This is a genomic window from Propioniciclava sp., assembly GCF_036744435.1.
Taxonomy (GTDB): Bacteria; Actinomycetota; Actinomycetes; order Propionibacteriales; family Propionibacteriaceae; genus Propioniciclava.
In genome coordinates, this window is sequence record NZ_DAIOIA010000096.1 from 1 (window position 1) to 11,831 (window position 11,831).

An 11,831-nucleotide genomic window follows, 5' to 3' on the forward strand; every position below is an offset into this window, starting at 1 on the left:
GGCGGCCAGACTCCCTCAGCCCGCGTTCACAACGTCACGGGGAAGTTCAGCTAGGGGGACCGTAGTCGACCGAAGGAGTCCGATGACCCTCAGCCCGCGCGAGCTCGCTCAGCTCGTCGATCACACCCTGCTCGCCCCCACCGCCAGCATCGCCGACGTGGCGGAGTTGGCCCGCGAGGCCGCCGAGCTGGGCACGTACTCGATCTGCGTGTCGCCCTCGATGCTGCCGCTGCCGTTCACCCCGAGCGTGAAGGTGGCGACGGTGGCGGGGTTCCCCTCGGGCAAGCACACCCCGGCGGCGAAGGCGTTCGAGGCTGCCGAGTCGGTGCGGCACGGGGCCGACGAGGTCGACATGGTCATCGACATCGGCGCCCTGAAGGCCGGGGACGCCGCCCACACCCAGGCGGAGATCGCAGCCGTCCGCGAGGCCATCCCCGCCCCGGCGGTGCTCAAGGTCATCATCGAGTCCGCCGCGCTGACCGACGAGGAGATCGTGGCCGCCTGCCAGGCCGCCGAAGCGGCGGGCGCCGACTTCGTGAAGACCTCGACGGGCTTCCACCCCGCCGGCGGGGCGTCCACGCACGCGGTGGCCCTGATGCGGGCCACCGTCGGGGATCGGCTCGGCGTGAAGGCGTCCGGCGGCATCCGGGACTGGGAAGCCGCGCAGGCGATGGTGGCCGCGGGCGCCTCCCGGTTGGGGCTGTCCGGCACGGCGGCCGTCCTGGACGGCGGTACCTCGACCGGCTACTGACGCAGACCACGAGGGGGCCCGGCCTGCTGGCCGGGCCCCCTCGTGCGTCGTTTCGTGCCGGGCTCGGCCCGGCAACACGTCAGCCGAGCAGCACCGAGCGTGCCGCCGCCAGCCGGGCGACCGGGACCCGGAAGGGCGAGCAGGACACGTAGTCCAGCCCGACCGAGTTGAAGAACTCGATGGAGGCCGGGTCGCCGCCGTGCTCCCCGCACACCCCCGTCTTCAGGGTCGGCTTGGAGGAGCGCCCCTTCTCGACGCCGATCGCCACCAACTGGCCGACGCCGTCGACGTCGAGCGACTCGAAGGGGTTCTTCTCGATCACCTCGGTGTCCACGTACGCCCCCAGGAAGCCCGCCTCGGCGTCGTCACGCGAGATGCCGATGCCCGTCTGGGTGAGGTCGTTGGTGCCGAAGCTGAAGAAGTCCGCCTCGTGCGCGATCTGGTCCGCCGTCAGCGCCGCCCGCGGGATCTCGATCATGGTGCCCACCAGGAAGTCCAGGCGCTTGCCCGCCTTCGCGAACTCGTCCTCGACGGCCGCCACGACGATCTCCCGCTGCGCCTTCAGCTCCGATTCGTAGGCCACCAGCGGGATCATGATCTCGACGCCGACGGTCTCCCCCTCACGCTCCAGCACCGCCAGCGCCGCCTTGATGATGGCGCGGGCCTGCATGTCGGGGATCGACGGGTACAGCATGGCGAGGCGGCAGCCGCGGGTGCCGAGCATCGGGTTCTGCTCGTGCAGCTTCTTGACCTGGGCCAGCGTGGCCCGCTCGGCGGCCAGCCGCTGCTCGTCGGCGCCGGTCAGCTCCAGTTCCTTCACCAAGACGCTCTGGTCGACCAGGTTCGGCAGGAACTCGTGCAGCGGCGGGTCGAGCAGCCGGACCGTGACCGGCAGGCCCTTCATCGCGGTGAAGATGGCCTCGAAGTCGGCCTGCTGCATCGGCAGGATCTCGGCGAGGGCGGCCGCGCGCTGCTGTTCGTTCTCCGCGAGGATCATCTTCCGCACCGCAGGCAGCCGGTCGGCGGCCATGAACATGTGTTCCGTGCGGGCCAGGCCGATGCCCTCGGCACCCAGTTCGCGTGCCTTGGACGCGTCCTCGAAGTTCTCCGCGTTGGCACGGACGCCGAGGCGCCGCACCGCGTCGGCCCACTGACCGACCTTCTCGAAGTCCTCGTTGATGGACGGCGGCACCAGGGGCAGCGCCCCGGCGAACACCTCCCCCGTGGAGCCGTTGAGCGTGAGGACGTCGCCGGTGCCGTAGGTGACCCCGCCGATGGCGACGGTCTGCCCGATCGGATCGATCTTGATGCCGGGCGCGCCCGCGACGCAGGTGATGCCCATGCCGCGCGCCACCACCGCCGCATGCGACGTCATGCCGCCGTGCGCGGTGAGGACGCCCTGGGCGACCATGACGCCGTGAATGTCGTCGGGGGTCGTCTCGTAGCGCACCAGGATGACGTGCTCGCCGCGGCCGCCGCGCTCGGCGGCATCGTCGGCATCGAAGGACAGTGCGCCGACGGCCGCTCCCGGCGAGGCGGGCAGGCCCTTCACGATGGATGCGGCCGTGTGGTCGGGATCGATGCCGGGGTGCAGCAGGGCGTCCAGGTCGGTCGGGTTGATGCGCAGCAGGGCCTCGTCGGTCGTGATCAGGCCCTCGTCGACCATGTCCACCGCGGTCTTGACCGTCGCAGCAGCCGTCCGCTTGCCGTTGCGGGTCTGCAGCATGTAGAGCTTGCCGTCCTCGATGGTGAACTCCATGTCCTGCATGTCGCGGTTGTGGAGTTCGAGCTTCTCCATCGTCGCCAGCAGGTCGTGGAAGGCCTGCGGCAGGACGCCCTCCATCTCGGCGAGCGGACGGGGGGTACGGATGCCCGCGACGACGTCCTCGCCCTGGGCGTTGGTGAGGAACTCGCCGTAGAGCTCCTTGACGCCCGTGGAGGGGTTGCGGGAGAAGCAGACGCCGGTCGCGGACGTCTCGCCGCGGTTGCCGAACACCATCTCCTGCACGTTGACGGCGGTGCCGAGGTCACGGCTGATGCCCTGGGACTTGCGATACACCTCGGCACGCGGGTTGAGCCAGCTGGCGAACACGGCGTTGACGGCGCGCAGCAACTGCTCCTTCGGGTCGGACGTCCAGTCTCCGCCCAGTTCCCGATTGGCGAGTTCCTGGAACTGCCGGGTCAGTTCCTTCAGATCGGCCGCGCTGAGATCGGTGTCTTGTTCGACGTCGCGGGAGAACTTCATGGCGGTGAGGGCGTCCTCGAAGACGTGCGGGGAAATGCCCTCCACGACCTCGCCGTACATCTGAATGAATCGGCGGTAGCAGTCCCAGGCGAACCGTTCGTTGCCGGCGAGCGCGGCGACCGCGTCGACGGTGTCGTCGGAGATGCCGAGGTTGAGGATCGTGTCCATCATGCCGGGCATGGAGAACACGGCGCCGGAACGCACGGAGACGAGCAGCGGGTTCTGCGCGGACCCCAGCTTCTTGCCGGTGCGCTCCTCCAGGCGCGACAGCCCGGCGTCGATCTGCTCGGCCAGGCCGTCGGGCCACGTTCCGCCGTTGTTCATGGCGGCGACGCACGCCTGCGTGGTGACCGTGAAGGCGTCGGGCACAGGCACGCCGATCTTGTTCATCTCGGCGAGGTTGGCTCCCTTGCCACCCAAGAGGCTCTTGAGGCTGACGTCGCCCTCACTGAGGTCGTGGACGTACTTGGTCTGGTCGGTCATGTACTGCCGTCTCCTTCGCGTGCTCCGTGCACCTCAGCGTGCGCCTTGCGGCCTCCGGACGGCGGAGCAATCCGTTCCGGATGTCTCGCACCAACGGTAGTGCCTTTGATTCCCAGCGGAAGAACGTGAGCCCGCGAATCACGGGTGGACACCACAAAAAAGGGCATCAACGACACACGGTAGTATGACGGCCATGCCCCTGGATCCGGTCTCGACGCTGATGCTGGAGGAAGCGGGGTCCTTGCCCGGCCGCGTTCTCGTCGTGGACGATCCCGACGGGGCGCTCGTGCGCGCGGTGGCCGACACCGGCGCGCAGGTGCGGGCCTGGAACGACGACGTGCGGGAGGAGAACGGGGTCCCCCTCGAAGCCCGGCTCACCGGGTCGATCGCGGACTGGGCGCCCGACCTGGTGCTGTGGCGGCTGCCCCGCTCGCTGGGAGCGCTCGAGGACTACGCGCAGACCTTGGCCAACGAACTCCCAGCGCACGCGCGGGTCCTGGCCGGCGGCCGGATCAAGCACATGACGCCGGGCCAGAACACCGTCCTGGGCCGCTCGTTCGCCGACGTGTCGGCCAGCCTGGGACGGCAGAAGTCACGCGTCCTGCGGGCCTCGTCTCCGCTCCCCGGGCCGCAACGCTGGCCGCAGCGCCGCTACCTGCCCGAGGTCGGGCTGACCGCGGTCGCCCACGGCGCGGTGTTCGCGACCAACCGGCTCGACCCGGGCACGCACCTGCTGCTGCGGACGCTAGCCCGCGTCGCTTCCGAGCCTGAGGGCTCGATCCGGCAGACGCGGGGTACCGCGCTGGACCTGGGCTGCGGCTCCGGCCTGATCGCCGCCTGGCTGGCGTCCGTAGGATGGGTGACGACGGCCACCGACGTCTCCCGGCAGGCGCTGTTGTCGGCCCAGCTCACCGCCCACGCGAACCACACCGAGGTCGCGTTGCGCCGGGCCGACGGGCTGGCGGGGGTGGCCCCCGACAGCTTCGACCTGATCGCCTCCAACCCGCCCTTCCACCGGGGCGCGGCCAAGGACTCCGCTCCCGCGTTCGCCATGATCGCAGCGGCGAAGACGGTGCTGCGTCCGGGCGGGGAACTGTGGCTGGTGTTCAACAGCCACCTGCCCTATCTTCCGGCGCTGCGACGACACGTCGGTCCCACCAACATCGAGGCGCAGGACCGGTCCTTCATCGTCACCCGGTCCCTGAAGGAGCCCACCGGATGAGCGGTCGCGCCACCCGCACCGGTGGGTGCCGAACCAGCACGGTGCCTGGGCGATGCTCGTGACCCCGTTCGGGTTCGGGCTCGTGCTCGCGGTGCGGGCCGGGACGGCCGGGGGCTGGCTCGTGCCGCTGTTCGCCTGCTGGATCCTGGGCTACTTCGCCTTCCATGACGCCTCCTTGTGGCTCAAGGCCGCCCCAGCCCGCCGTGGCCGCTACGTGCCGCCGCTCCTCACGTACGCGGGGGCGAGCGCCGTCGCGGGCCTGGTGAGCCTGGCGTGGGCGGGGTGGGCGCTGGCATGGTGGGCGCTTGCCTACCTTCCGCTGCTGCTGCCCACGCTGTGGCTGGCCTCGCGCCGCCAGGAACGGGCCACCGTGGGCGGGGCACTGACGGTGGCGGCCGCGTGCCTGATGGCGCTGGTGGTGCGTTTCCCCGACCCCCGCACCCTGCCGGGGTCGGACTGGCTCGATCCCGTTCTCGTCAGCGGCGGCCTGTTCGCCTGCTTCTTCGGCACGGTGCTCTACGTCAAGACCAACATCCGGGAGCGCGGCAGCCGGGGGTTCCTGGCGGCGTCGATCGGCTGGCATGCGGCAGCCACCCTGCTGGCGGGGCTGCTGGCGTCCGGGGGTGTGCTGCCCTGGTGGTGGACTGCGTTCTTCGCGGCGACGACCCTACGGGCCGCCTGGGTGCCGCGGCTGGGCTGGACGGCCAAGCGGCTGGGCCTGGTGGAGGTGGCGTTCACCGCGGCCCTGGCCTGCGCCTTCGTGCTCGGCTGAGCGCCTCCGCCCGCGCATCGCCCCGGACCGCTAGGTTGCTCGCGTGAACGACACCGCGACCCGCCGCAACCGGTGGACCTTCGCCCTCGGCACGCTGGGCCGCGACATGGTCTACACGATGATGGCGCTGTTCCTCATCGTGTTCCTGACCGAGGTCCTCGACCTGGACGACACGACGTTGTGGTGGGTCAACGGGATCCTGCTGGCGACGCGCATCTTCGACGCGTTCACCGACATCATCATGGGCGGCATCATCGACAACACCTCCACCCGGTGGGGCGCCTACAAGCCGTGGATCGCCCTCGGTGCCGTCCTCACGGGCGCACTGACCCTGGTGCTGTTCAGCGACCACGGCCTCAACGGTGCCGCGTTCGTGGCCGCGTTCGCCCTGATCTATCTCGCCTGGGGGCTGTCGTTCACCATGAACGACATCGGCTACTGGTCCATGCTGCCCTCGCTGACCCGCGACGGCTCCGAACGCGAACGCATCAGCGCTCTGACCAAGATCTTCGCGACGATCGGGCTGTTCGTCACGGTCGTCGCGATCATTCCGGTCACGACGGCGCTCGGCGGTGGCGCCGCCGCGTGGACGACGTTCGCCGCGATCGCGGTCACGATCATGCTGGTCGGCCAGTGCATCACGCTGCTGGGCGTCCGGGAGCCGTCGACGGCGGCCGCACGGGAGCACACCCCCCTGCGGGAGCTGTTCTCGATCGTCTTCCGCAACGACCAGTTGGTGTGGACGGCCACCGCGATGATGCTGTTCCTCATCGGTTACAACACGACCACCAGCTTCGGGGTCTACTTCTTCAAGTACGCCTATCGCGACGAGGCCATGTATGCCCCGTTCGCCGCCATCTTGGGCGTCGCGCAGCTGCTGGGATTCGCCCTGTTCCCGGTGCTGCGGCGCCGGCTCTCGCGGCGCAGCTTGTTCACCCTCGCCATGGGTCTGGTCGTCGCCGGCTACGTGGTGTTCTTCTTCTCCCCCATGAACCTGATCCCCATCGGCCTGGCCGGCCTCCTGATGTTCGCCGGGCAGGCCCTCGTCGTGGTGCTGATGATCGTCAACCTGTCGGACTGCATCGAGTACGGGGAATGGAAGCTGGGCCGGCGCAACGGGGCGGTCACGTTCGCCGTCCAGCCGTTCATCAACAAGATCGGGGGCGCCGTGGCCACCGCGATCGTGGGCGCCACCTTGATCGTGACGGGCATCAACACCGCCGCCACCCCGGACGACGTCACCGCCGAAGGCCTCCTGGGGCTGCGGGTGATGATGCTGTTCTTCCCGCTGGCCCTGATGCTGGTCAGCTACCTGGTGTACCGCCGCGGCTACCGCATCGACGAGGCGTTCCGCGAGCGGATCCTGGCCGACCTGAACGCCCGCTCCGACCAGCAGGGCTGAGACGCCGCGACGCCCCGGGCGCCAGGGCGTCCGGGGCGTCGCGTACGGGGATCAGGCGTCGACCTCGACGACCTTCGCCTCCGGTGCGTTCTTCTGCACCGAAGCGATGCCGTTCAGGCACGACTCCTTGCTCTCGTAGCCCTGGCTGGAGGCGATCACCTGCCCGTTGCTGGCCTTGAGCCGGAAGCGGTGCTTGCCGCCTGCGTCCTTGTACACCTCGAACGTTCCCGCCATCGCGGACCTCCTCGTCCTGTCGCCGGACCCCCCGGCTTGAGGCCAGCCTAGGGGTTGCCGCCGAACCGAGGCCGCCGCGACGCGCCCGCAGTAAGGTGCGGACCATGCGTCCCGATCAGCTTCCGTTGTTGTTCACCGTGGGTCAGCCCACCGTCGCACCCGATGGTTCGTTCGCCGTGGTCTCGGCCACTCGCCCGAGCTTCGAGGCCGACGCCTACACCGGGCAGCTGTGGCGTGTCCCCCTGGGTGAAGGTGCGCCGACGCGCCTCACCCGTGGCTTCCGGGACACGGCCCCGGCGCTGAGCCCTGACGGCCGCCTGATCGCCTTCGTGCGCGCCCAGCCCGGCCTCCCCGGGCAGATCTGGGTAGCGCCCGCCACCGGTGGCGAAGCCGCTCAGGTCACCGATGCCACGTTGGGCGCGTCCGCCCCGGTGTGGGCGCCCGACTCGGCCTCCCTGGCCTACCTTGCACGGGTCCCGGAGGAGGGCCGCTACGGGACTCTGGACGGCGTGCCCGCCCCGCAGGAGGATCCACGGCACCTCACCGGCTACCAGATTCAGGCGAACGGTCTCGGCTGGTCGACCGACCGGGTGGCGCAACTGTTCCTGGTCGAGGCGCCCGACCTGCATGCCGAGCCGCCCATCGCCCCGGTGGGACGCGCCGCCGCCGGGCAGGAGCCTCCCCAACTGCTGCCCGTCTCCCGGCAGCTCACCTCCGGCCCCAGCGACGTCGAATCGGCCGTGTTCACCCCCGACGGCTCCGGCGTCCTGATCGTCACCCAGCGCGGCGCCGACCTGGACGTCACCGTGCGCTCCAGCCTGTACCGGGTCGAGGTCGCCACCGGCGACGAGACGCCGGTGCTGGCCGACGGACGCGTCAGCTACGTCGAGGCGGCCTTCTCCGCGGACGGAACCCGGCTGTACGCCCTCGGGGCGGACATGGGCGAGGACGGGCTGCACTTCGTCGCCGCGAACCCGTCGCTGTACGTGGCGGACCCCGATGGCGGCTCTCCCTCCCGGCTCACCGACCCGGCCGAGGTGGAACTGCACCACCTCGCCCCGGCGGGGGCCACCGACGTCTGGACGGTCCGAGCCTCCCGCGGCAGCAGCGAACTGTGGCGCGTCTCCCCCACCGGCGATGTCACCGTCGTGTGGGCGGGCAGCCCCACGGTCGGCCTCGTCGCCGGGATCCCCGGCGGCACGGACGCGGTCGCGACCGTCACGGGCATCGACACTCCGAGCGAGCTGACACTCATCGGCGGCACGGGGGGGCCCACCCTGCGGCTGCTCACCGGCTTCGCCGCCGACCTGCAGGCCGCCACCTCGGCGATCGCCCCGGTCGAACTGACCGCGGCGTCCGCGGACGGCTACCCGGTGCACGGCTGGGTGATCGTCCCGCAAGGACCCGGCCCCCACCCGGTGCTGCTCAACATCCACGGCGGCCCCTACGCCGAGTACACCGGTGACTTCTTCGACGAGTTCCAGGTGCTCGTGGAGGCCGGCTACGCGGTCGTCTATTGCAACCCGCGCGGCTCGGCGTCCTACGGGCAGGCCCACGGCGCGGCGATCACCGGCGACTTCGGCAACCTCGACACCGCCGACGTGCTCGGCTTCCTCGATCACGCGGTGGCGACGGTGCCCGGGCTCGACGGCGAGCGCGTCGGCATCATGGGCGGCAGCTACGGCGGCTACCTGAGCGCCTGGATCATCGCCCACGACCACCGGTTCGCGGGCGCGATCGTCGAGCGCGGGTTCCTCGACCCCGCGTCTTTCCTGGGCGCCTCCGACATCGGCTGGTACTTCATGCCCGCCTACAACGGACGCACCCTCGCCGAGCAGAACCGGCAATCGCCCATGCTGCTGGCCGATCAGGTGACGACGCCCACCTTCGTCCTTCACTCGGAGCTGGATCTGCGCTGCCCCCTCGGCCAGGGGCTGCGCTACTTCACGGCGCTCAAGCAGGCCGGGGTCGACACCGAGTTGCTCGTCTTCCCCGGCGAGAATCACGAACTGTCCCGCTCCGGGACGCCGTGGCATCGCCGTCAGCGGTTCGACGCGATCCTCGATTGGTGGGACCGTCACCTGCCGGTCCACGGGCCCGTCTCGGGGTAGTCTCAGCCAGGTGAGCCTTCCGCGCCGCGCCGCCGCCGCAGCCGTGGTGCTCGCGGTGAGCGCGGGCTGCACGCCCGGGAACGCCTCGACACCCACCGCGAGCCCGTCGATCACCCCGTCCGCGTCGTCCGTGACGCCGACGCCCTCCCCGACCCCGTCGGAGCATCTCGACCTTCTGGAGGAGGGCGCGGCGCCCCGCCTGGTCGAGCGGCTCCTGACCGCCGCCGGGGCGTCGCGGGCCATCATGGTCACCGTCACCCAAGCGGATGCCTCCGTCGCGGTGGTCCGGGGTGGCGTGGCGGAAACCTGGGCGTGGCGGGATGGCCGGGTCCAGCAGGTGCAGTCCGACATCAACTACGTCGCCCAGCGGGAGTTCGACCCGAGCGAGTTCGCCTTCAACGACTTGGGGGCGCTGTTTCGCGCGGCGCAGGCCGTCTCCGGCTCAGCGTCGGGGCAGTCCCTGCAGATCGTCGATTACTCGGCGGGGTTGGTCTCCATGTCGGTGTCGACGAACCCCGAAACCAGGCCGGTGTTCTTCAACGCCGACGGCACCTTGCTGCCGACCCTGGACTTCAGCAGCGCCTGGGGCCTTAAGCAGGGCTACGACGATGTGGTGGGCGCGCGCGGCACCACGACCGGCCTGGGGTTCGGGTCCGCGCTGGGTGTCTATCTGGACTCCCCGCAGGACGCGCAGGGCGCGTTCACGCGGCGGCAGCGCACGGCCAGGACGCCGGTCATCGTCACCAGCAAGACGGCGACCACCCGGCTGGCAGCGTTCGATCCTGCCCGGGTCGCCCCCGCCACCGTGTGGGCGGTGCTGGAGGGGCTGCGCGCGGAGGGCCGGTTCACGCTGGACATGACGTGGAGCTGCGAGGTGGACGACCGCGCCGCCACCGGGACGCCGCGGATGTACTTCCAGGTGGGCGACCGTTCCTTCGTCACCGACCTGCTGGGCAACGTCGTCGCCTGAGGTGCCCCGCCGCGGCGCCTGCCTCAGTCGAGCGCGCCCGCCGCGAACGTGTTGCACTGGTTGGGGTCGCCGGTGGTGAATCCCTGCGCCAGCCACTTCTTGCGCATCTGCGAGGACCCGTGCGTCCACTGGGTGGAGTCGACGCGTCCGGCCGACATCCGCTGGATGTGGTCGTCGCCGACGACCTCGGCCGCTTCCACGGCCCGATTGAGGTCGTCTTGTGTGACCTCGGCGATAATCCCGCCGGCGTCACCGGAGGCGTAGCGCAGCCACACCCCGGCGTAGCAGTCCGCCTGCAGTTCGAGGCGGACCTGCGGCGAGCTCGCTCCGGTCTGCTGGCCACCGGATTGGACCTTGCTCATGACGCCGGTCAGGTTCTGGATGTGATGGCCGTACTCGTGGGCGATGACGTAGGCCTCGGCGGCGTCCCCGCCCTGGGCTCCCAGTTGCGGAAGCTGGGTGGCAAAGAAGCTGGTGTCGAGGTAGACCAGTTGGTCGGCAGGGCAGTAGAACGGGCCGACATCGGCGCTGGCCTGCCCGCAGCCGGTGTTGATCGTCCCCGTGAAGGTCACCGTCTTGGTGACCTGGTAGCCCGGCAACGCCTGCTGCCAGTAGGACTGGATCGAGTTGGTGTAGGCGACGTACCGGCATTCCGGATTCGCAGAGATGTCGGCGCCGGTCTGACAGTTCGCATAGTCGCTGCTGGTGGAGGTCGTCGTCTGCGTCGGCGTTCCGCTGACCACCCCGAGCAGCGCGCTCGGGTCGAAGCCCAAGAACAGCGCGACGATGATGACCAGGATGCTGGCCCCGCCACCGACGGCGACGGCGCCGCCGCGCCTGCCGCTCCCGCCTCCCCCCATCTGGGAGGGATCGAGTTGGGCCCCCGAGTTGTATTGCACGCCGCGCACCTTCCTGTCCCCCGTGACCGGTCGGCATGAGCATAGCCCGGTCGCCGATTCGGCGACGGAGGGCGGTGGCGTGCGTGCGGCGGCTTGGATTGGCCGGTGACGACGGCAAAGATAGACGGATGCAGATCATCGGCGTGGAGGTACCGGGCGGGCCGCCCGCGTTGTCCTTCGCGCTGGGGCACGGCGAGGACCCCTACCAGGTGGTGTGGGAGCAGGGCTACAAGGTGACGCGTCCGCTGTCGGCGACCGGCACCGTCGAAGATCTCACGGTGACCCTGCAGGTTGCCGAGCATCACCGGCCGATCGTGCCGCGCGGCCCCCAACGGATCCGCAGCACGCTGCGCCCCGAGGAAGCCGGGTGCCGCCCCGTGGTGCGCCAGCGATTGGCCGCCTACGCCCTGGTCGTCTCCCAGCGTGGGGTGCTGGCCACCGAGTTCTCGGCGCGGACGGCCGTCCCGGGCATGTGGGGGCTGCCGGGGGGCGGGATCGATCCGGGCGAGAATCCCGCCGGGACCGTGCAGCGCGAGGTGTACGAGGAGACGGGTCAGACCATCGAGATCCTGCGGTTCTTGGACATGCAGTCGGATCACTGGATCGGGCACTCCCCCAGCGGGGTCGTGGAGGACTTTCATGCCGTGCGGTTGATCTACGCGGCGCGTTGCGACGATCCGATCGACGCCGTCGTCCACGATGTCGGCGGAACGACCGCGTCGAGCCGCTGGGTGCCCGCGGG

General features: G+C 70.5%; 10 protein-coding genes. 7 read left to right on the top strand and 3 right to left on the bottom strand.

Features of this window, described 5'->3' with window-relative positions; genetic code table 11:
- Window positions 1-82: 82 nt before the first annotated feature.
- Entirely contained in the window at window positions 83-751 is a 669-nt protein-coding gene (gene deoC / locus V7E09_RS11585) for a deoxyribose-phosphate aldolase (protein ID WP_324511596.1), read from the top strand.
- Between the two features lie 79 nt (window positions 752-830).
- Here the strand turns inward: deoC and ppdK are convergent, their stop codons facing one another.
- Complete coding sequence (gene ppdK / locus V7E09_RS11590) at window positions 831-3,479, bottom strand: pyruvate, phosphate dikinase (RefSeq protein ID WP_324523423.1); 2,649 nt, start codon at window positions 3,477-3,479, stop codon at window positions 831-833.
- A 193-nt stretch (window positions 3,480-3,672) separates the two neighbouring features.
- Here ppdK and V7E09_RS11595 point away from each other — a divergent pair, with 193 nt between their 5' ends.
- From V7E09_RS11595 to V7E09_RS11605, 3 genes are read left to right on the top strand one after another with little or no spacing between them, the layout of a single operon-like run.
- Window positions 3,673-4,701 carry a class I SAM-dependent methyltransferase gene (locus tag V7E09_RS11595; RefSeq protein ID WP_324511598.1) on the top strand — a complete coding sequence of 343 codons (1,029 nt, stop codon included), beginning with the start codon at window positions 3,673-3,675 and terminating at the stop codon, window positions 4,699-4,701.
- 25 nt (window positions 4,702-4,726) lie between these two features.
- A complete protein-coding gene (locus V7E09_RS11600; protein ID WP_324523424.1) occupies window positions 4,727-5,473 on the top strand; it encodes a YwiC-like family protein in 747 nt (248 codons plus the stop codon).
- A 43-nt stretch (window positions 5,474-5,516) separates the two neighbouring features.
- Complete coding sequence (locus V7E09_RS11605; RefSeq protein ID WP_324523425.1) at window positions 5,517-6,875, top strand: glycoside-pentoside-hexuronide (GPH):cation symporter; 1,359 nt, start codon at window positions 5,517-5,519, stop codon at window positions 6,873-6,875.
- Window positions 6,876-6,926: 51 nt separating this feature from the next.
- On the opposite strand, the gene V7E09_RS11610 is transcribed toward V7E09_RS11605, so the two are convergent.
- A complete protein-coding gene (locus V7E09_RS11610; RefSeq protein ID WP_324511601.1) occupies window positions 6,927-7,109 on the bottom strand; it encodes a YegP family protein in 183 nt (60 codons plus the stop codon).
- Between the two features lie 104 nt (window positions 7,110-7,213).
- On the opposite strand from V7E09_RS11610, the gene V7E09_RS11615 reads away from it, so the two are divergent.
- Window positions 7,214-9,220, top strand: coding sequence for a S9 family peptidase (locus V7E09_RS11615; RefSeq protein ID WP_324511602.1), 2,007 nt, complete (start codon window positions 7,214-7,216; stop codon window positions 9,218-9,220).
- Between the two features lie 10 nt (window positions 9,221-9,230).
- Window positions 9,231-10,190: a hypothetical protein gene (locus tag V7E09_RS11620; protein ID WP_324511603.1), complete on the top strand. Its 960-nt coding sequence runs from the start codon at window positions 9,231-9,233 to the stop codon at window positions 10,188-10,190.
- 23 nt (window positions 10,191-10,213) lie between these two features.
- On the opposite strand, the gene ypfJ is transcribed toward V7E09_RS11620, so the two are convergent.
- Window positions 10,214-11,089, bottom strand: coding sequence for a KPN_02809 family neutral zinc metallopeptidase (gene ypfJ, locus V7E09_RS11625; RefSeq protein WP_324523426.1), 876 nt, complete (start codon window positions 11,087-11,089; stop codon window positions 10,214-10,216).
- Between the two features lie 128 nt (window positions 11,090-11,217).
- Between ypfJ and V7E09_RS11630 the strand changes: the two genes are divergently transcribed.
- Window positions 11,218-11,831, top strand: a 614-nt coding sequence (locus V7E09_RS11630; protein ID WP_324523427.1) for an NUDIX hydrolase, incomplete at its 3' end; no start/stop codon positions are given.